Below are 18869 nucleotides of genomic sequence, written 5' to 3' on the forward strand. Positions count from 1 at the left end.
GACCGAAGAACTCCCGCTTACTGGAAGCCGATCGCGTCCACCGTGCCCTTCGGGCAACCGGCCTTGGCTGTCGGCGCGGACGCCATCAGGAGATCGGCGAGCTTGCTGTCCGGGCCGATCGGCCCGGACAGGCCGAGCGTCAATTCGCCGATCATGCGCCTGCCGCTCGACGGGTCGACCAGACAGGACACGCGCACACGGTCGCCCGCGCCGGCGCCGAAGGCCTGGTCGAAAGCGCTGCGGATCTGGTCCGAGGTCAATTGCTTGCCGATGTTCTTGTTGAAGAGATCGCGCACCGCCGAGCCGTTCACCGCGCGCATCAGGTTGAGCGCGTCTGAAAAATACTCCTGCTGGCTCTTGCCGTAGCAGGTACCGTGCTTGATCCATTCGTGACGATCGAGCTTGGAGGCCGTGCCCGGCATCACCTGGTCGAGCTCGGCGCGCGTGCTGGCATCGAGATCGACCGGCGGCAGGTCTCCCCAATGCGCCGGATTGTCATTGGCCTTGTCGCTCGCCGACACCTGGCAATAGAAATTGCCGTTCGGCTGCGGCCACAGTCCATGCAGCGTAAAATGCGAAGCGTCGAACTCGCTGGGGCTCTGCGCCTTGCATTCGGGCTTGCTTGCCTTGGTCTCGCAGAAAGCCGGCTGCCAGCTCAGCGCGAAGACATATTCGGGTTTTCCGGAGGCTGACGACGGCTTTGTCTGGCCGGAAAGCGCTGGGGCGGTAGCCGCGCTGCCGCCGCTGACATGACCGCAACTGATCTTCACCCAGCGCCGCTCCGGATCGGCTCCGGGCACCTGGATGAGATAATGGGTGGGCTCGTCCTTGTTGCCGGCAAGAAGGTCGTAGCTCTTCCCGGCTTCGGTGGAGATGTTGCCGGGGTTCTTGCCGCTCTTGATGGCCTGCGTCGCCGGACAGGCGCTGTCGGCCACGAAAGTCCCGCTCATCTTCACGTCGGCATGCGCCACCCCGGAACCGGCGAAAGCCAGCACCATCGAACCCCACAACGCCCAAACCCGCATCCCGCTCTCCCGGCGATCATTGATCCGTATTGGATTCGTCACACTAGAACAGCCGACGTGTCAGAATTGCGATCTTTTTCGCCGCGCGAAAAAACAATCCCCAGCTGAACAGCCCATCGGTGTGTTCGCAAGCTGCCGATCGCCGTGGAGCGGCGACGGTTTGCCGGCATGGCGTGTCGGCAAGCGCGCGCCTCCACTTGACGCCGGCAGAACCCTCGCCCAACAGTCGCCGAGGGAGCGAGACATGCCATTCGACAGAAAGATCAGCCTGGCTTCACCGACCGGAGCCGAGCTCAACCTCTATGTGAAACAAGCCGCCGGAAATCCCCGCGCCGTGGTCCAGATCAACCATGGCCTGGCCGAGCATGCGGCGCGTTATGCCCGCTTTGCCGATTTCCTCAGCCAAAGAGGTTTCCACATCTACGCCCACGATCATCGGGGCCACGGTGCAACGAAGGCGCCCGGAGCGCCGCCCGGCAAATTCGCCGACAGCGACGGCATCGCCAAGGTGATCGCCGATGTCGATGCGGTCCACGACCTGATCGCGACGGAGCATCCGGGGCTGCCGGTCATCGCTTTTGGACATTCGCTCGGCGCCTCGGTAGCGCTCAACTTCGTGCTGCGACATTCCGAACGCATCCATGCCGCCGCGATCTGGAACGGCAATTTCTCGCAAGGCCTGCTCGGCCAGTTGGCGCTGCTCATCCTCGGCTGGGAGAGGATGCGGCTGGGCTCCGACGTGCCGTCGCGCCTTCTGCCCAGGCTCACTTTCCAGGCCTGGGGCAAGGCGGTGCCCAATCACCGCACCCTGTTCGACTGGCTGTCGCGCGATCCCGTCGAGGTCGACAAATATGTCGCGGATCCGCTTTGTGGCTGGGATGCCTCCATCTCGATGTGGCGCGATGTCGTCAATATGGCGCAGCACGCCGGCAAGGATTCCAGTTTCGCCGGCGTCAGGCGCGATCTCCCCCTCAATCTTGTCGGCGGCGAGAAGGATCCGGCGTCGGACTACGGCAAGGCCGTCCATCACCTCACCAAACGCATGCGAGCGATGGGCTTTTCGAATCTGGTTTCAAAGGTTTACGCCGACACCCGCCACGAAAGCCTGAACGAGATCAACCGCGACACCATCATGAACGATTTTGCCGCATGGGCTGACAGCGTGCTCAAATCGTGACCCTGGCGTGGCCCACTGCAAGGGCCGTGACAGGGGCGGCGGCTGTTGATAGAGGCTGCGCTTCCGACCCCATTACGGTGATCCATGGCCGAACCTCCGCTGAAAGGCATCCGCGTTATCGAACTCGCCCGCATCCTGGCCGGCCCCTGGGCCGGGCAGTTGCTCGCCGATCTCGGCGCCGATGTCATCAAGGTCGAGAGCCCTGACGGCGGCGACGATACCCGCAAATGGGGTCCGCCCTTCGTCATGAGCCATGACGGCGAGAACCTCTCGGCCGCCTATTACCATTCCTGCAATCGCGGCAAACGCTCGATCGCCGTCGACTTTTCCAAGCCCGAGGGTGCCGAGACGCTGCGCAAGCTGGTCGCCACCGCCGACGTGCTGATCGAGAACTTCAAGCTCGGCGGCCTGAAGAAATACGGCCTCGACTACGAAAGCCTGAAGGCGATCAATCCGCGCCTCGTCTATTGCTCGATCACAGGCTTCGGCCAGGACGGTCCCTATGCGCCGCGCGCGGGTTATGATTTCATCATCCAGGCCATGGCCGGCATGATGTCGATCACCGGCGAGCCGGGCCGCGAGCCGCAGAAGGCCGGCGTCGCCATCTCCGATCTCTTCACCGGTCTCTATTCGGTGATCGCCATCCAGGCCGCACTTCGCCATGCCGAAAAAACCGGCGAAGGCCAGCACATCGACATGGCGCTGTTCGACAGCCAGATCGCCGCGCTCGGCAACCAGAACCTCAACTATCTGGTTTCCGGCAAATCGCCGGTGCAGATGGGCAATGCGCATATGAACATCGCCCCTTACGAAGTGCTGCCGGTGCGGGACGGCCATATCATCCTCGCTGTCGGCAATGACGGGCAGTTCGGCAAGTTCTGCGCGGTGGTCGGCCTCACCGATCTTCCCGCCAATCCGGATTTCGCCACCAACCCGGCGCGTGTCGCCAACCGTGTGAAGCTGCGCGAGACGATCGTCGAAATCCTCGCCAGTTGGGATCGCGATCCGCTTTTGGCGAAACTCGAGGCAGCGGGCGTTCCGGCGAGCCCGATCAACACGATCGGCCAGATGTTCGCCGACCCGCAGACGATCGCGCGCGGCATGCGGCTCGACCTCGACGATGGCCATGGCAATCGCCTGCCTTCGGTGCGCGCCCCGATGGTGATGTCGGGCACGCCGCTCGTCTACGAGCGCCCCTCGCCGCGTCTCGGCGAGCACACGCAAGAAATCCTTGCCGAACTGGAGAGATCAAAATGAAGACCGGCGGACAACTGATCGTCGAGGCGCTCGAAGCGAACGGCACCGACCGCATCTTCTGCGTGCCGGGCGAATCCTATCTGGCGGTGCTCGACGCGCTGCATGACTCTTCGATCCGCACCATCGTCTGCCGCCAGGAAGGCGGTGCCGCGATGATGGCCGATTGCCAGGGGAGGCTCACCGGCAAGCCCGGCATCTGCTTCGTCACGCGCGGCCCCGGCGCCACCAACGCTTCGGCCGGCATCCACATCGCCATGCAGGATTCGGTGCCGATGATCCTGTTCATCGGCCAGGTCGCCAGCCACGCCAAGGAGCGTGAGGCCTTCCAGGAGGTCGACTACAAGCGCTTCTTCGGCGACATCGCCAAATGGGTGGTCGAGATCGACGATGCCGCGCGCATCCCTGAATTCGTCACCCGCGCCTTCGCTGTGGCAACCTCCGGCCGCCCGGGCCCGGTGGTCATCTCGCTGCCGGAAGACATGCTGACCAGCGAGGTCGAGGCTCCGGAAGCGTTGCCGCACACGCCGGTCGAGACGCGGCCCGGCGAAGCCGAGCTCGATGCGCTAGAGATGTTGCTGAGCAACGCCAAGCGTCCTTTCGTCATCCTCGGCGGCACGCGGTGGAACGAGGAAGCGGTGGCGTATATGCGCACGATCGCCGAGGGCTGGTCACTGCCGGTCGGCTGCTCCTTCCGCCGCCAGATGCTGTTCGACCATCTTCATGCGAACTATGCCGGCGATGTCGGCATCGGCATCAATCCGAAGCTGGCGGAGCGGATCAAGCAGGCCGACGTCGTGCTTTTGATCGGCGGCCGCCTGGGCGAGATGCCGTCTTCCGACTACACGCTGCTGAAAAGCCCCTATCCCGACCAGGCTCTGGTGCATGTCCATGCCGATGCCGGCGAGCTCGGCCGCGTCTATCGGCCGACGATAGCCATCAACGCCTCGCCCGCCGCCTTTGTCGAGGCTTTCGCCAGGCGCAAGCCTGCGGCCCAGCCTTCCTGGGCGGCCGAAACGGAAAAGGCGCATGCCGCCTATCTCGAATGGTCGACGCCGCCGCAGACCGGCCCGGGGGCCGTCCAGATGGGCCCGATCATCGAACATCTGGGGAAGGTCCTGCCAGAGGACGCCATCCTGACCAATGGCGCCGGCAACTACGCCACCTGGGTGCATCGCTTCTACCGCAACCGCCGCTACGGCACGCAGGCGGCGCCCACCTCCGGTTCGATGGGCTACGGCACGCCGGCCGCGGTCGCCGCCAAATCATTGTTCCCGGACCGCACCGTGGTTGCCTTCGCCGGCGACGGCTGCTTCCTGATGAACGGCCAGGAATTCGCGACGGCTGTCCAGTATGACCTGCCAATCATCGTGATCGTCGTCAACAACGGCATTTACGGCACGATCCGCATGCATCAGGAGCGGGAATATCCGAGCCGCGTCGTCGCCACCGACCTCAAGAACCCTGACTTTGCAGCACTTGCCCGCGCCTATGGCGGCCATGGCGAGATGGTGGAAAAAACCGCCGATTTCGCGCCGGCCTTCGAACGCGCGCGCGCCAGCGGCAAGCCGGCGATCGTCGAGATCAAGCTCGATCCCGAAGCGATCACCCCAACCCGCACGCTGACGCAGATCCGCAACAAGAACTGAGTGCCGAAAGCGGTATAGGTCGAGTTCCCTCGCGCCCCCCTCTGGCCTACCGGCCATTTCCCCCACGAGGGGGGAGATCAGATATTACGCCGGCTTTCGCCTATCACCGGCGTTCCAGGATTGGCGAGGCAATGGAACAGCCAATCTCCCCCCTTGTGGGGGAGATGTCCGGCAGGACAGAGGGGGGCGCTGTCCCGCCAGCTTCCAAAGCGACCGCAACCCTTCCGAACCCTACATCGCCTTCTCGATCTGGCCGCGGATCTCGCCGTCCTTATTCTTGGCGGTGTGGACGTTGACATAGTATTTGCCGGCTTCCAGATCGGCCGCCTGCGCGTCGGTCAGCGTCGCCGATCCTTTGATCGGGCTCTTCAGCTTCTTGAACGGGATGACCGGGTCCGCGTTCGCGCCCATATCCGCCGGCCCATGGATGTGGGCGGCGACGGCCGGCCCGCTGAGACCGGAATATTTGACGTTCCAGCTGAGCTTCTTGCTGGTGGTGTCGAAGGTGAATGTGGCGGTTCCCTTGCCCTTGGTGGTGACGGGTGGGCTCTGCTGGCTGCCGTCGAGCGTCGCCTTGAACTTCATCGTCTCGGCCATGGCCGGCGATGCGAGAAGGAAGGCGGTCGAAACGGCCAAAGCCGAAAGCATCGATACGGATAGGATGCGCATGAAGACCTCCGTTGATTGCAGCATCCTTGGCGGCTCCCCGGCGCACGGATGCGCCAATTAACGGCCGGGTCGCAGGAAGTATCCCGGCACACACACATTTTACCGCAGACCACGAAAAAGGGGGCGGTCGCCCGCCCCCTTTCCACTTTCCGCGTCGAGAGCGGAGTTTACTTGATCGCCTTGTCGGTGATCGCGGTCGTGTAGGCGCCGCTCGCCTCCTTGCTGATGATCTTCTGGTCGAGCAGCGCTTTGGCGGTGCGCTCGTAAGCGGCCGGGATCAGCTTGCCGTCGGCATTGTCGATCAGCTTGGCCACTTCCTTCATCATGAACTTCTGGTGGTTCTCGTCCTGGCCGCCGGCATCCACGACGATCTCGGCTGCCTCGTCGGTGTTCTCCGTGGCGTATTTCCAGCCCTTCATCGAGGCGCGCACGAAGCGCACCATCTTGTCCTCGAAGGCCGGATCCTTGAGCTTGTCCTCAAGCGTGTAGAGCCCGTCCTCCAACAGGTCGTTGCCCATGGCTGAGTAGTTGAAGACGATCAGGTCCTCCGGCTTGTAGCCGGCGTCCAGCACCTGACCGTATTCGTTATAGGTCATCACCGAGATGCAGTCTGCCTGCTTCTGGATCAGCGGCTGCACGTCAAAGCTCTGCTTGAGCACGGTTACGCCGTCCGGGCCGCCATCGGTCTTGAGGCCGATCTTGTTCATCCAGGCGTAGAACGGATATTCGTTGCCGAAGAACCAGACGCCGAGCGTGTGGCCCTTGAAGTCGGCTTCCGTCTTGATCGGGCCGTTCTTGGGGCAGACCAGTTCCATGCCAGCCTTCTTGAACGGCTGGGCGATGTTGACGAGCATCACGCCCTTGTCGCGGGCCGCGAGCGCGCCACCCATCCAGTCGACGATGACGTCGGCGCCGCCGCCGGCGATCACCTGCTCGGGCGCGATGTCCGGGCCGCCCGGCTTGATCTCGACATCGAGGCCTTCGGCATCATAGAAGCCCTTGGCCTTGGCGACATAATAGCCGGCGAACTGGGCCTGCGTGACCCATTTCAGTTGCAGTGTCACCTTGTCGGCGGCCATCGCCTGGAAGGCGGCCAGCGACATCGCCCCGGCTAATGCGGAAATCAGCAGTCTTTTCATGTTTTTACCCTCTGAAGTTAGCATCCAAACCCACCGCCCCTATCCACCACGGACAGAGGGATGCCAAAACGTGACGGCTCTCTCGATGAGAGCGACCACGCCATAAAAGACCGAACCCGCAAGTGCTGCAACTGCGATTTCGGCCCACACCATGTCGATGTTCATCCGCCCGACTTCCGTCGAGATGCGGAATCCCATGCCGACCACAGGCGTGCCGAAGAACTCCGCGACGATGGCGCCGATCAGCGCCAGCGTCGAGTTGATCTTCAGCGCATTGAAGATGAAAGGCATTGCCGCCGGCAGCCTGAGCTTCAGCAAGGTCGGCCAATAGCCGGACGCATAAGTGCGCATCAGGTCGCGTTCCATATGCCCGGAGGCGGCGAGGCCTGCCACCGTGTTCACCAGCATCGGGAAGAAGGTCATGATGATGACGACCGCGGCCTTGGACGGCCAATCGAAGCCGAACCACATGACCATGATCGGTGCCACGCCGATGATCGGCAGCGCCGAAACCATGTTACCGATCGGCAGCAGCCCGCGCCTCAGGAACGGCACGCGGTCGGCAAGAATGGCGACGGCGAAGCCGGCGAGATTGCCGACGACATAGCCGACCAGCACCGCCTTGAAGATCGTCTGCCGCACATCTGAACCCAGGATCGGCAGGGAGTTGGCGATGCGCGCGCCGATGGCGCTCGGCGGCGGCAAAAGGATGAAGGGGATGCCGGCGCCGCGCGTCACAGCTTCCCAGAGGATCAGGATCCAGGCGCCGAAGATCGCCGGGATGATCAGGCGCAAGGCGTTCCTTGAGACATTTTCGCTCGGACGCAACGAGGAAAGCAAGGCAACGCAGCGCCAGGCAAGCAGCCAGGCGGCGGCAAGCAGCAGGAAATATGACGCCAGCGCCGTGCCTTCGAAACCGGCTATGCCCTTTATCAGAAGCCAGGCGGCGGCATGGGCGCCGACGAACAGCACGATGGCCTCGACAATCGGGGCGAGCTTCACCGTCGAGACCAGTGCCGCGATCAGCAGCAACCCGATGATCAAGCCTTTTGCGCCCATGTAGGGATAGGCAATTGCCGCCGTCGGCTGCGCCAAAGCCGCGGCTTCCGGTTTCGACATCGCGCCGAGTGCGAGCGCGACCAGGCAAAGAAGGATGGCAAGCGCTGCCTGCCATGACGGCTTCAGCCAATTCATGCCGGCCTCCCGCCCATGGCGCGGTCGACCAGGCGTCCGGCGATGCCCACCACCATCACCAGCAGCGCCGCGACGACGGACCCCGCGACCAGCGCCGACCAGATGTCGATGGTCTGGCTGTAATAGGCTCCCGCAAGCAGCTTCGCGCCGATGCCGGCGACGGCGCCTGTCGGCAATTCGCCGACGATCGCGCCAACCAGACTTGCCGCCACCGCCACCTTCATAGAGGTGAACAGGAACGGCACCGAGGCGGGCACCCTGAGTTTCCAGAAGGTCTGCGAGGCGCTGGCATTATAGGTGTGCATCAGGTCGAGATGCATGAGCTCGGGCGAGCGCAGGCCCTTCACCATGCCGACCGCGACCGGAAAGAACGACAGATAGGTCGAGATCAGCGCCTTGGGGATCAGGCCTGTGATGCCGATCGCCGCCAGCACCACGATGATCATCGGCGCCACCGCCAGGATCGGAATGGTCTGTGAGGCAATGATCCACGGCATCAGGCTGCGGTCGAGCGTCGTCACATGCACGATGCCGACCGCAATGATGATGCCGAGCGCGGTGCCGAAGGCAAAGCCGAGCAGCGTCGAGGACAGCGTCACCCAGGCGTTGTAGACCAGGCTGCGGCTCGAGGTGACGGACCGCAGGAAAGTGTTTTGGAAAAAGTTCACCGCCACCTGATGCGGCGCCGGCAGCGTCGGCTTCGGCTGCGACAGCGTCTTGCCGATGAACTCGACCGTGCCAGGGGTCTCATTGCCTCGTTGATCGAGATCGCGCTGGAACGGCGCGTTCAGGATGACGGCGAAGAAGTACCAAAGCACCACCACGCCGGCTAGGATGGTGGTGACGGGGATGATTTTGGAGCGGAAGGAGTCCATTTAGCGCTCCCCTCGTCTCGGCGTTAAAGCGCGACCCAGCGCGCTCTTCGTCATCCTACGGCGGAGCAGGCGCGAAGCGGCCTGCGTAGATCCTAGGATCCATGCCGTGACATCGATCGAGGGATGCAAGCGGTCGAGAATGCTCACCTTCCAAGGCGCGGCGGAGGGTGCACGGTTCTGCACCGCCGCGGAGCGCGAAGGGACTGGCATGGATCCTAGGGTCTGCGCTGCGTCGCTTCGCTCCTTGCTCCGCCCTAGGATGACGAAGGCGCGGGTGGACGTCCCCTCGCCCGGCCGCTGTGCGGCCACCCTCTCCCCGGTGGGGAGAGGAGGGAGCACATCTCCCGCACGCTCAATCATCATAGCTGTGCCCTGCCCTCAAGCCGTCCCGGACCCGCGCGGCGATCGCCAGGAATTCCGGCGTCTCGCGGATGTCCAGCGGTCGCTTCCTCGGCAGCGTCGATTCGATGATGTCGGTGACACGGCCCGGCCGCGGCGACATCACCACGATGCGGGTCGAGAGATACACAGCCTCTGGGATCGAATGGGTGACGAAGCAGATCGTCTTGTTGGTTCGGTCCCAGAGATCGAGAAGCTGCTCGTTCAGATGGTCGCGCACGATCTCGTCCAGCGCGCCGAACGGCTCGTCCATAAGCAGCAGATCCGCATCGAAGGCGAGAGCGCGTGCGATCGAGGCGCGCTGCTGCATGCCGCCGGAAAGCTGCCAGGGATATTTCTTCTCGAAGCCCGACAGGTTGACGAGTTCCAGCGTGCGCTTGATGCGCTCCGCCTGTTCGGCCTGGCTGAGCCCGATGACCTCCAGCGGCAGCGCCACATTGCGCTCGATGGTGCGCCACGGGAACAGGGCGGCGGCCTGGAAGACATAGCCGTAGGCGCGTTTCTCGCGCGCCTGCTCCGGCGTCATCCCGTTGACGGAGATCGTCCCGGACGTCGCTTTCTCGAGATCGGCGATGACGCGCAGCAAGGTCGTCTTGCCGCAGCCGGATGGACCGATGAAGGAGACGAATTCGCCCTTGCCGATGGTCAGATCGACATTGGAGAGCGCCTGCACCGGACCGTCATTGGTCTGGAAGGTGAGGCCGAGCTTGCTTGCCGAAACGACGGCTGGCGGCTGTTCGGTCATTGGCTGCAGCCTGCCTTTCGCGACCGCTGCCGCGCTGTCCGCAATCCGGTTGATTTTATGATAGCGTTGCTTTCCACTCGTCCTGTCCCACCCGATCGACGCCGCCCGGAGCCTTGCCGATGTCGCCTAAGCCCACCTGTCATCTCGTTCGCCCCGAAAGCACCTATCAAGGCAAGCAGGGGCTGAGCTATTTCGCCGGCATCGCCGCCGAGACCGTCGGCTCTTCCGGCATCTGCATGCATCTTCTCACCATGCCGCCCGGCGCGCGCGCCAAGGCGCATATGCATGAAAGCCACGAGACGGCCATCTACGTGCTCTCCGGCGAAGTCCACACCTGGTACGGCGACCGGCTCGAGCACCACATCGTCGTCAAGGCGGGTGACCTGTTCTACATTCCGGCCGGCGTGCCGCATCTGCCCGCCAATCTGAGCGACGCACCCTCCTCGGCGGTGATTGCCCGCACCGATCCCAACGAACAGGAAAGCGTCGTCCTGCTGCCGGAACTGGATGGCCTTGTCGCTTAGAGCAATTCCAGGAAAAGTGCGTAGCGGTTTTCCGTCAGGAATTGCGTAGAAACAAAGACTTAGAGCGGCTCGGCGATTCTGTGAAACGCTGACCCGCTCCAGGGCATTTTGCAGCCAAGCGGCATCGCTTAGCGTCGCATAAATGCGGCCGGAACGAATACGTCTCTCAGGAACCGACGGGACCGCCGTCATTTGCATCGCGCGACTTCGCCCATGACATTGCCGCCTTCGTCGGCAACCACCAGTTTCTTCGCATTCTTCGCGCTGCGCTTGATGGTGAACTTGGCCGGCGCCTGTCCCTCTTCGCCCTCTGCCTCGCACTTTGCCGTCACCACCAGCGATCCATCGGCCTGCACCTGCTTGTCGCCGAAGGTGCAGGCGCTGGCGGCCGTGATCAGTTCCTTGTCGGTCAGAAGCAGCATCTTGTCGGCGGCCACTTGCTGGCCGTTCCGGTTGATGCAGCCATATTTGTCGCCATAGGGTTTGCTGAGGTCGATGCCGGCGGCAAGCGCCTGGCTGGCAGCCAGCATCGCGGCCGCCGCGATCGCAAGATGAAGAGCCCGCATGGTCAGACCCCGGTGGCCGGGATGCCGGTGCGTTCCACCTTGCGCGGCGCGGAAATCTCCTTCCACGTCGACAGCGCCCGGTTGACCGCGCCGTTCGGCTCGCGGGCGACGAACTCGCCATGGCCGGCCTTGGCCTTGACGTCCGCCTCCTCGATCGAGAGCTCGCCGCGCGAAAACACGAAGCGCGGCAGACCGGTCACCTCGAAGCCTTCGAAGACGTTGTAGTCGATCACCGACTGCTGGTTCTTGGCCGAGATCGTCTTCTTGCGCTTCGGATCCCAGACGACAATGTCGGCATCCGCGCCTTCGACGATCGCGCCCTTCTTCGGATACATGTTGAGGATCTTGGCGATGTTGGTCGAGGTCACCGCGACGAACTCGTTCATCGTCAGCCGGCCGGTGTTGACGCCGGTCGTCCACAGGACCGGCAGGCGGTCCTCGAGCCCGCCCGTGCCGTTCGGGATCTTTGTGAAGTCGCCGATGCCGTTGCGCTTCTGCTTGGTGGTGAAGGAGCAATGGTCGGTCGCCACCACCTGCAGCGAGCCGGCCTGCAGGCCGGCCCACAGCGAATCCTGGTGCCATTTGCTGCGGAAGGGCGGGCTCATGACGCGGCGCGCCGCGTGGTCCCAGTCCTTGTTGAAATATTCGCTCTCGTCGAGCGTCAGGTGCTGAATCAGCGGCTCGCCATAAACGCGCATGCCTTTCTGGCGGGCGCGGCGGATGGCTTCATGGCTCTGCTCGCAGGAGACATGCACGACATAAAGCGGCACGCCGGCCATGTCGGCGATCATGATGGCGCGATTTGTCGCCTCGCCCTCCACCTCGGGCGGGCGTGAATAGGCATGGCCTTCCGGGCCGTTGTTGCCGGCGGCTAAAAGTTTTTGCGACAGGGCCGCGACGACGTCGCCGTTCTCGGCATGGACGAGCGGCAGCGCGCCGAGATCGGCGCAGCGCTGGAACGACGAATACATCTCGTCGTCGTCGACCATCAGCGCGCCCTTATAGGCCATGAAGTGCTTGAACGAGGTGATACCCCGGTCGACGACTTGAGCCATCTCGTCGAACACCTGCTTACCCCACCAGGTGATCGCCATGTGGAAGGAATAGTCGCAGGACGCCTTCGACGTCTTGTTGTCCCACATCTGCAGCGCTTCCAAGAGCGACTGCTGCGGAGCCGGCAGGCAGAAATCGACCACCATCGTCGTGCCGCCGGAAAGGGCCGCGCGCGTGCCGGATTCGAAATCGTCGGCCGAATAGGTGCCCATGAAGGGCATTTCGAGATGGGTGTGCGGATCGATGCCGCCCGGCATGACATAGCAGCCGGTTGCGTCGAACTCATGGTCGCCGTGCAGGTTCGAGCCGATGGCGACGATCTTGCCATGCTGCATCAGCACGTCCGCCTTCCACGTGCGATCGGCGGTGACGATAGTGCCGTTCCGGATGACTTTGGTCATATCTGTTCCCCTGTTCTTTCGCGCTTCTTTGCGAGCGGCGTTGCGAAGTGATTGGTTTAGTCGGTCATTCGACGATTCCCGCCGTCTCGACGACCGCGTGGAACAGCACGTCGGCACCGGCCGCCGCCCATTCCTTGGAGATGTCCTCGGCCTCGTTGTGGCTGAGGCCGCCGACGCAGGGGCACATGACCATGGTCGCCGGTGCCACCTTGGCCGCCCAGCAGGCGTCGTGGCCGGCGCCGGAGATGATGTTCATATGGCTGTAGCCGAGCTTTTCTGCAGCCGTGCGCACGCGGCCGACCAGTGTCGGATCGAAGGTCACCGGATCGAAATGGCCGACCGCCTCGACCGAGCATTTCACGCCGAGCGCCTCGCAGATCTTCGGCGCTTCCTTTTCGATGCGGGCGCGCATGCCGTCGAGCTTGGCCTGGTCCGGTGAGCGGATGTCGACGGTGAAGACCACCGTGCCCGGCAGCACGTTGCGGGAATTGGGCGAGAACTTCACCTGGCCCACCCCGCCGACGGCGCCCGGCTGGTTCTCCATGGCGACCGTCTGTACCATCTCCAGGATGCGCGCCATGGCAAGGCCCGCATTGACGCGCATGTTCATCGGCGTCGAGCCGGTATGCGCTTCCCTGCCGGTCAGCGTGAACTCCAGCCACCACAGGCCCTGGCAGTGGGTCACCACGCCGATCTGCTTGTTCTCGGCTTCGAGGATCGGTCCCTGCTCGATATGGTATTCGAAATAGGCGTGCATCTTGCGCGCCCCGACCTTCTCGTCGCCCACCCAGCCGATCCGCTTCAGCTCGTCGCCGAAGGTAAGGCCGTCGAGATCCTTGCGGGCATAGGCGTATTCCTGGGTGTGCACGCCTGCGAAGACGCCCGAGGCGAGCATCGCCGGCGCGAAACGAGCGCCCTCCTCGTTGGTCCAGTTGGTGACGACGATCGGATGCCTGGTCTTGATGCCGAGATCGTTGAGCGAGCGCACCACCTCCAGGCCCGAAAGCACGCCCAGCACGCCGTCATATTTGCCGCCGGTCGGCTGGGTGTCGAGATGGGAGCCGACATAGACCGGCAGCGCGTCCGGATCGGTGCCGGCGCGCGTCATGAACATGGTGCCCATCTGGTCCACACCCATGGTGAGCCCAGCCTCGTCGCACCAGGACTTGAACAGCTCGCGGCCCTGCTTGTCGGAATCGGTCAGTGTCTGGCGATTGTTGCCGCCGGCGATACCGGGGCCGATCTTCGCCATCTCCATGATGGAATCCCACAAACGGTCTGAATTGATTCGCAGATTCTCGCCGGGTGCGGCCATTTGCAGTTCCCATTTTCACCAGGGGTCTTGTCGCCCCTTGAGTGGTTTGCATCCTGACCGTATGGTCAGCTTTCAGACTACACAAGCTGACCAAGCGGTCAACGAGAATCTTGGGGGAGACATGACCGAACCCACCCGTCCCATGCGGCGACAGGACATAAGGCGGGAGAATGAGAAAGCCATTCTGCTCGCTGCCGAAAAAGTGTTCGCGGAAGCCGGGTTCGGCGGCGCCACGATGCAGTTGATTGCCGATCTGGCGGGACTGCCCAAGGCTAATCTCCACTATTATTTCGCCACCAAGGAAGAGCTCTACCGGTCCGTCGTCCAGAACATTTTCGAGATCTGGCTGCAGGCGGCCAATTGCTTCGATGCGGCGCGCGGCCCGGTGGACGGCATCAGCGCCTATATCGACGCCAAGATGGAAATATCGCGCCGCCACCCGGACGGGTCGAAGGTCTGGGCCTCGGAAGTGATGCACGGCGCGCCGGTGCTTCAGGACTATATGGAATCGACTTTGCGCGAATGGACCGACGGCCGCGTCGAGATCATCAGGCGCTGGATCGAGGAGGGCAAGATGGACCCGGTGGACCCGCGGCATCTGCTCTATATGCTGTGGGCCACGACCCAGCATTACGCCGATTTCGGCCACCAGATCGAGACGCTGAACGGCGGCAAGTCGCTCTCCGACCGGCAATGGCGGGAGGCCAAGGAAAACATCAAACGGGTGATCCTGACAGGCATCGGCGCGCAGCCCGCCTGAATCGCCCTCCCTCGAGATCGACGCGTCGAGCCGACCTCGCCTGGCCGCTTCGCGGACACCCTCCCCTCAACGGGAAGGGTGTCCGCGGCGGCTTGTCAGTCGATCGACCTCAGCACATCGCGAACATGGTCGATCAGTTCGTTGATCTGGCCCTTGGTGATGATCAGCGGCGGCGACAGCGCAATGATGTCGCCGGTGGTGCGGATCAGCGCGCCGCGCTCGAACGCCTTCACGAAAGCCGAGAACGCCCGCTTGGTCGGGCTGCCGGCGATCGGCGCCAGCTCGATCGCGCCGATCAGGCCGATATTGCGGATGTCGATGACATGCGGCTCGCCCTTGAGCGAATGCAGCGCGTCTTCCCAGTAAGGCGCCAGCTCCTCGCCGCGCGTCAAAAGGCCTTCTTCCTTGTAGGTGTCCAGCGTGCCGAGCGCCGCGGCGCTGGCGATCGGATTGCCCGAATAGGTATAGCCGTGGAAGAACTCGATCATGTGTTCCGGACCGGTCATGAAGGCGTCGTGGATCTCCTTCTTCACGAACACCGCGCCCATCGGGATCACGCCGTTGGAGACGCCCTTGGCCGTGGTCATGATATCAGGCGTGACGCCGAAATAGTCCGCCGCGAACGGCGTGCCGAGGCGGCCGAAGCCGGTGATCACTTCATCGAAAATCAACAATATGCCGTGCTTCGTGCAGATTTCCCGAAGCTTCTGCAGATAGCCCTTGGGCGGCAGGATGACGCCCGTGGAGCCGGCGACCGGCTCGACGATGACGGCCGCGATAGTCGAGGCATCATGCAAGGTGACGAGGCGCTCGAGCTCGTTCGCGAGCTCCGCGCCATGCTCCGGCACGCCCTTCGAGAAGGCGTTCTTCTCCGGCAGATGCGTGTGCGGCAGATGGTCGACGCCGCCGAGCAGCGTGCCGAACATCTTGCGGTTGGCGACGATGCCGCCGACGGAGATGCCGCCGAAATTGACGCCATGATAGCCGCGTTCGCGGCCAATCAGGCGGGTGCGCGAGCCCTCGCCGCGAACGCGGTGGTAAGCGATCGCCATCTTGAGCGCGGTTTCGACCGATTCCGATCCGGAATTGGTGAAGAAGACATGGTCCATGCCCTTGGGCGCGATATCGACCAGGCGGTTCGCCAGCTCGAACACGACCGGGTGGCCCATCTGGAAAGCGGGCGCATAGTCGAGCTCGGCGGCCTGTTGCTGGATCGCTTCGGTGATCTTCGGCCGGCAGTGGCCGGCGTTCACGCACCACAGGCCCGCAGTGCCGTCGAGCACCTTGCGGCCGTCGCTGGTGGTGTAGTGCATGTCCTTGGCGGACACGAACATGCGTGGCGCCTGCTTGAACTGACGATTTGCCGTGAACGGCATCCAGAATGCGCTGAGATCGTTCGGCGTGACTTTCAGCCGGTTGGACATGACCAAGACTTCCCCTTGTAACCTGTTTCGGTGCCGCCAACGCTTGGTCTTTGCTGCCTTTTCGTGCTACGCAAAATTTTGACCGGTTGGACAAACGTTAGCGCCGCCCGTCGGCGGTCAAAGGATTACTAGCGGAAATGCGGCATAAAAAGCGCGCTCCACAGTCCAGGGAAAAACTGGTCCAGACAATTGGTCCAGAGAACCCGCGTTCTGACAGCCGGCAAGGATGACGGCGGCAATGGAAGGCTCCGCTCCCCGCCGCACCCGCATCCAGCAGGAAAAGCGCGAACTCATCCTCGAAGCCGCGCTCGAAGTCTTCTCCGCCAACGGGTTTCGCGGCTCGACCATCGACCAGATCGCCGAAGCCGCCGGCATGTCGAAGCCCAACCTTCTCTATTACTTCCGCCGCAAGGAGGACATTCACGAGACGTTGATGCAGCGCCTGCTCGACACCTGGCTGGCGCCGCTGCGCGAGCTTGACGACATCGGCGACCCGCTGACGGAGCTCAGAAGCTACATCCGCAGGAAGCTGGAGATGGCGCGCGATTTTCCGCGCGAAAGCCGGCTCTTCGCCAACGAGATCCTGCAGGGCGCGCCGCGCATCAAGCCGATGCTGGAGGGCGAGCTGAAGACCCTGGTCGACGAGAAAGCCGCCGTCATCAAGGGCTGGATGCGCGCCGGCAAGATCGCCCGCACCGATCCCTGGCACCTGATCTTCTCGATCTGGGCGACGACGCAGCATTATGCCGATTTCGACGTCCAGGTGCGCGCCGTGCTCGGCGCCGACCGCGGCGGCGACGGCCGCTTCGAGGACGCGGCAAGGTTTCTGGAGCAGTTGTTTCTCGATGGGCTAAAGCCGAAGGGTTGACCTTACTCTGGTCGTTCAGGCGCTGCGCCGTTCGGATGGAAGCCCCTCCAGCAGCTTCTTGAGTTTGGCGACTGAGTTATGCTCGGCAAGCGGCGTGTAGACGATCAGCCGCATATCCGAGCCGTCGTCGATCGACAGGCTCATATGCTCGAACGTCATCGCGCCGGCGATCGGATGCCGCAGATGCTTCAGGCCGGAGAGCCGGTGGACGACATCGCGCTGCGGCCACCATTCGCGAAACTCGGGGCTCGAGCGCATCATCAGCGCGATCAGCCGTTCGAAGTCCGGATCGCCGGTGTATTTCGCGCTCTCGGCGCGGAAGGCGGCTAGGGTCGCGCGCGCCAGTTGCTCCCAGTCCACCAGTAGATGCCGCCGGTGCGGGTCGGTGAAGACGCCGTGGATGACGTTGCGGGCATCGCCCTCCAATTGGCCGTAGTCGCCGAAAATGGCCACCGCCGCGTCATTCCATGCCAGCACGTCCCAGCGCGGGCCGACGACATACGCCGGCTGCAGCACCAGGCTCTGCAACATGTGCAGCAAAGGCCCTTCGACCTTCGCCGGCACGATGCGCCGCCGCTCGGGCTGCTGGCGGCCGGCGAGCGTGAACAGATGCCGCTGCTCGGCGGCGTCGAGCCGCAACGCCTGGCAGAGCGCCGACAGCACCTCGACCGAGGGCCGCACATCCCTGCCCTGCTCCAGCCAGGTGTACCAGGTCGTGCCGACGCCGGCGATCATCGCCACCTCCTCGCGCCGCAGCCCGGGCGTGCGCCGCCGCGCGCCGCAAGCGATGCCGGCGGCATCTGGCGAAAGCCTCTCGCGGCGGGAACGCAAGAAGGCGCCGAGCTCGCGCCGGCGATGATCTTCGGGGGAATGGGCGATGGCATCCATGCAGTTATTATAGCAGTACCGATACCAGGATAAAGTTTGAACTGTTTGGCTTGAGCGCCGTGCCACATCTTTCCGTTCAGAGCAGCGCAAGGAGGCTCTGAACATGGAACTCAAGGACAAAACCATTCTCGTCACCGGCTCGACCGACGGTGTCGGCCGCGTGGTGGCGGAAAGGCTCGGCGCCGCCGGCGCCCGTGTGCTGGTGCATGGCCGCGACGAAAGCCGCGGCAAGGCGACCGTGGCCGCCATCGAGGCAAAGGGCGGCAAGGCGGAATTCCTCGCCGCCGATCTCGCTACACTGGCCGAAGTACGCCGCCTTGCCGAAGCGGTGCGCACCCGAACCGATCGGCTCGACATCCTGATCAACAATGCCGGCGTCGGCACCGGCGGCCAGGGCGCGAAAAGGCAGGTCAGTGCGGACGGTTATGAGCTGCGTTTCGCCGTCAACTATCTCGCCGGTTTCCTGCTGACCTCAGAGCTTCTGCCTTTGCTCGAGGCGAGCGCGCCGGCGCGCATCGTCAATGTCGCCTCGGCCGGGCAGCAGGCGATCGACTTCGACGATGTCATGCTGACGCATGGCTATAGCGGCGTGCGGGCCTACTGCCAGAGCAAGCTGGCGCAGATCCTGTTCACCGTCGATCTGGCTGAACAGCTCGAAGGCACCGGCGTAACCGTCTATGCGCTCCATCCGGCAAGCTATATGGACACCACAATGGTCCGGCAGGCCGGCGTCACGCCGTGGAGCTCGGTCGAGACCGGCGCGGACGCCATCCTCAACCTGGCAACCTCGCCGGCGCTCGAAGGCCGCAGCGGGCTGTATTTCGACGGCCAGCGGGAATCGCGCGCCGACGCCCAGGCTTATGACGAAAAGGCCCGCCGCCAATTGCGGACCTTGAGCCTCAAATTGACCAGACAAGCTTCTACGACATCCAAGGAATAACATT

The 18869-nt window shown here is 63.6% G+C and carries 18 protein-coding genes; 7 read left to right on the forward strand and 11 right to left on the reverse strand.

Going from position 1 to position 18869, the window contains the following annotated elements; genetic code table 11:
• Positions 1-17: 17 nt before the first annotated feature.
• On the reverse strand, positions 18-1025 hold the full coding sequence (locus P9273_RS06840; RefSeq protein ID WP_278048202.1) for a ribonuclease T2 family protein: 1008 nt from the start codon (positions 1023-1025) through the stop codon (positions 18-20).
• Positions 1026-1269: 244 nt separating this feature from the next.
• On the opposite strand from P9273_RS06840, the gene P9273_RS06845 reads away from it, so the two are divergent.
• The 3 genes from P9273_RS06845 to P9273_RS06855 all read left to right on the forward strand — a co-directional run bounded on the left by P9273_RS06845 (position 1270) and on the right by P9273_RS06855 (position 5105).
• Positions 1270-2202, forward strand: a complete 933-nt coding sequence (locus tag P9273_RS06845) for an alpha/beta fold hydrolase (protein ID WP_278048203.1) — start codon at positions 1270-1272, stop codon at positions 2200-2202.
• A gap of 84 nt (positions 2203-2286) precedes the next feature.
• On the forward strand, positions 2287-3459 hold the full coding sequence (locus tag P9273_RS06850) for a CaiB/BaiF CoA transferase family protein (RefSeq protein WP_278048204.1): 1173 nt from the start codon (positions 2287-2289) through the stop codon (positions 3457-3459).
• Positions 3456-5105, forward strand: a complete 1650-nt coding sequence (locus P9273_RS06855; protein ID WP_278048205.1) for a thiamine pyrophosphate-binding protein — start codon at positions 3456-3458, stop codon at positions 5103-5105. The genes P9273_RS06850 and P9273_RS06855 overlap by 4 nt, the downstream gene beginning before the upstream one ends.
• A 231-nt stretch (positions 5106-5336) precedes the next feature.
• Here P9273_RS06855 and P9273_RS06860 read toward each other — a convergent pair whose 3' ends face one another.
• The 5 genes from P9273_RS06860 to P9273_RS06880 all read right to left on the reverse strand — a co-directional run bounded on the left by P9273_RS06860 (position 5337) and on the right by P9273_RS06880 (position 10126).
• A complete protein-coding gene (locus P9273_RS06860) occupies positions 5337-5774 on the reverse strand; it encodes a CHRD domain-containing protein (RefSeq protein ID WP_278048390.1) in 438 nt (145 codons plus the stop codon).
• Positions 5775-5941: 167 nt separating this feature from the next.
• Positions 5942-6913: an ABC transporter substrate-binding protein gene (locus P9273_RS06865; protein WP_278048206.1), complete on the reverse strand. Its 972-nt coding sequence runs from the start codon at positions 6911-6913 to the stop codon at positions 5942-5944.
• Between the two features lie 39 nt (positions 6914-6952).
• Positions 6953-8107, reverse strand: a complete 1155-nt coding sequence (locus tag P9273_RS06870) for an ABC transporter permease (RefSeq protein ID WP_278048207.1) — start codon at positions 8105-8107, stop codon at positions 6953-6955.
• Complete coding sequence (locus P9273_RS06875; protein ID WP_278048208.1) at positions 8104-8982, reverse strand: ABC transporter permease; 879 nt, start codon at positions 8980-8982, stop codon at positions 8104-8106. Before P9273_RS06875 ends, P9273_RS06870 begins: the two co-directional genes overlap by 4 nt.
• Before the next feature lie 352 nt (positions 8983-9334).
• Positions 9335-10126, reverse strand: coding sequence for an ABC transporter ATP-binding protein (locus tag P9273_RS06880; RefSeq protein WP_278048209.1), 792 nt, complete (start codon positions 10124-10126; stop codon positions 9335-9337).
• A 119-nt stretch (positions 10127-10245) separates the two neighbouring features.
• Here P9273_RS06880 and P9273_RS06885 point away from each other — a divergent pair, with 119 nt between their 5' ends.
• Positions 10246-10650 carry a cupin domain-containing protein gene (locus tag P9273_RS06885; protein WP_442920192.1) on the forward strand — a complete coding sequence of 135 codons (405 nt, stop codon included), beginning with the start codon at positions 10246-10248 and terminating at the stop codon, positions 10648-10650.
• Positions 10651-10838: 188 nt separating this feature from the next.
• On the opposite strand, the gene P9273_RS06890 is transcribed toward P9273_RS06885, so the two are convergent.
• The 3 genes from P9273_RS06890 to P9273_RS06900 form a co-directional block, all read right to left on the reverse strand.
• Complete coding sequence (locus tag P9273_RS06890; RefSeq protein ID WP_278048211.1) at positions 10839-11216, reverse strand: hypothetical protein; 378 nt, start codon at positions 11214-11216, stop codon at positions 10839-10841.
• A 2-nt stretch (positions 11217-11218) separates the two neighbouring features.
• Positions 11219-12670 (reverse strand): dihydropyrimidinase, encoded by a 1452-nt coding sequence (gene hydA / locus P9273_RS06895; protein ID WP_040995883.1) that lies wholly within the window; start codon positions 12668-12670, stop codon positions 11219-11221.
• Between the two features lie 64 nt (positions 12671-12734).
• Positions 12735-13985 (reverse strand): Zn-dependent hydrolase, encoded by a 1251-nt coding sequence (locus P9273_RS06900; RefSeq protein WP_040995885.1) that lies wholly within the window; start codon positions 13983-13985, stop codon positions 12735-12737.
• Between the two features lie 121 nt (positions 13986-14106).
• Here P9273_RS06900 and P9273_RS06905 point away from each other — a divergent pair, with 121 nt between their 5' ends.
• A complete protein-coding gene (locus tag P9273_RS06905) occupies positions 14107-14745 on the forward strand; it encodes a TetR/AcrR family transcriptional regulator (RefSeq protein WP_040995887.1) in 639 nt (212 codons plus the stop codon).
• Between the two features lie 95 nt (positions 14746-14840).
• Here the strand turns inward: P9273_RS06905 and P9273_RS06910 are convergent, their stop codons facing one another.
• Positions 14841-16169: an aspartate aminotransferase family protein gene (locus tag P9273_RS06910; protein ID WP_278048212.1), complete on the reverse strand. Its 1329-nt coding sequence runs from the start codon at positions 16167-16169 to the stop codon at positions 14841-14843.
• Positions 16170-16407: 238 nt separating this feature from the next.
• Here P9273_RS06910 and P9273_RS06915 point away from each other — a divergent pair, with 238 nt between their 5' ends.
• Positions 16408-17037, forward strand: a complete 630-nt coding sequence (locus tag P9273_RS06915; protein WP_095769027.1) for a TetR family transcriptional regulator C-terminal domain-containing protein — start codon at positions 16408-16410, stop codon at positions 17035-17037.
• A gap of 15 nt (positions 17038-17052) precedes the next feature.
• On the opposite strand, the gene P9273_RS06920 is transcribed toward P9273_RS06915, so the two are convergent.
• Positions 17053-17925, reverse strand: coding sequence for a helix-turn-helix transcriptional regulator (locus P9273_RS06920; RefSeq protein ID WP_278048213.1), 873 nt, complete (start codon positions 17923-17925; stop codon positions 17053-17055).
• 103 nt (positions 17926-18028) lie between these two features.
• Here P9273_RS06920 and P9273_RS06925 point away from each other — a divergent pair, with 103 nt between their 5' ends.
• The gene (locus P9273_RS06925; RefSeq protein WP_278048214.1) at positions 18029-18865 is read left to right on the forward strand and encodes an SDR family oxidoreductase; all 837 of its coding nucleotides are present in this window, start codon (positions 18029-18031) and stop codon (positions 18863-18865) included.
• Positions 18866-18869 lie beyond the last annotated feature (4 nt).

The organism is Mesorhizobium sp. WSM4935 (assembly GCF_029625735.1).
GTDB lineage: Bacteria > Pseudomonadota > Alphaproteobacteria > Rhizobiales > Rhizobiaceae > Mesorhizobium.

Coding starts and splice junctions, on each gene's coding strand:
- P9273_RS06840 (WP_278048202.1), bottom strand. CDS start 1,025: ATGCGGGTTTGGGCGTTGTGGGGTTCGATGGTGCTGGCTTTCGCCGGT.
- P9273_RS06845 (WP_278048203.1), top strand. CDS start 1,270: ATGCCATTCGACAGAAAGATCAGCCTGGCTTCACCGACCGGAGCCGAG.
- P9273_RS06850 (WP_278048204.1), top strand. CDS start 2,287: ATGGCCGAACCTCCGCTGAAAGGCATCCGCGTTATCGAACTCGCCCGC.
- P9273_RS06855 (WP_278048205.1), top strand. CDS start 3,456: ATGAAGACCGGCGGACAACTGATCGTCGAGGCGCTCGAAGCGAACGGC.
- P9273_RS06860 (WP_278048390.1), bottom strand. CDS start 5,774: ATGCGCATCCTATCCGTATCGATGCTTTCGGCTTTGGCCGTTTCGACC.
- P9273_RS06865 (WP_278048206.1), bottom strand. CDS start 6,913: ATGAAAAGACTGCTGATTTCCGCATTAGCCGGGGCGATGTCGCTGGCC.
- P9273_RS06870 (WP_278048207.1), bottom strand. CDS start 8,107: ATGAATTGGCTGAAGCCGTCATGGCAGGCAGCGCTTGCCATCCTTCTT.
- P9273_RS06875 (WP_278048208.1), bottom strand. CDS start 8,982: ATGGACTCCTTCCGCTCCAAAATCATCCCCGTCACCACCATCCTAGCC.
- P9273_RS06880 (WP_278048209.1), bottom strand. CDS start 10,126: ATGACCGAACAGCCGCCAGCCGTCGTTTCGGCAAGCAAGCTCGGCCTC.
- P9273_RS06885 (WP_442920192.1), top strand. CDS start 10,246: ATGTCGCCTAAGCCCACCTGTCATCTCGTTCGCCCCGAAAGCACCTAT.
- P9273_RS06890 (WP_278048211.1), bottom strand. CDS start 11,216: ATGCGGGCTCTTCATCTTGCGATCGCGGCGGCCGCGATGCTGGCTGCC.
- hydA (WP_040995883.1), bottom strand. CDS start 12,670: ATGACCAAAGTCATCCGGAACGGCACTATCGTCACCGCCGATCGCACG.
- P9273_RS06900 (WP_040995885.1), bottom strand. CDS start 13,985: ATGGCCGCACCCGGCGAGAATCTGCGAATCAATTCAGACCGTTTGTGG.
- P9273_RS06905 (WP_040995887.1), top strand. CDS start 14,107: ATGACCGAACCCACCCGTCCCATGCGGCGACAGGACATAAGGCGGGAG.
- P9273_RS06910 (WP_278048212.1), bottom strand. CDS start 16,169: ATGTCCAACCGGCTGAAAGTCACGCCGAACGATCTCAGCGCATTCTGG.
- P9273_RS06915 (WP_095769027.1), top strand. CDS start 16,408: ATGGAAGGCTCCGCTCCCCGCCGCACCCGCATCCAGCAGGAAAAGCGC.
- P9273_RS06920 (WP_278048213.1), bottom strand. CDS start 17,925: ATGGATGCCATCGCCCATTCCCCCGAAGATCATCGCCGGCGCGAGCTC.
- P9273_RS06925 (WP_278048214.1), top strand. CDS start 18,029: ATGGAACTCAAGGACAAAACCATTCTCGTCACCGGCTCGACCGACGGT.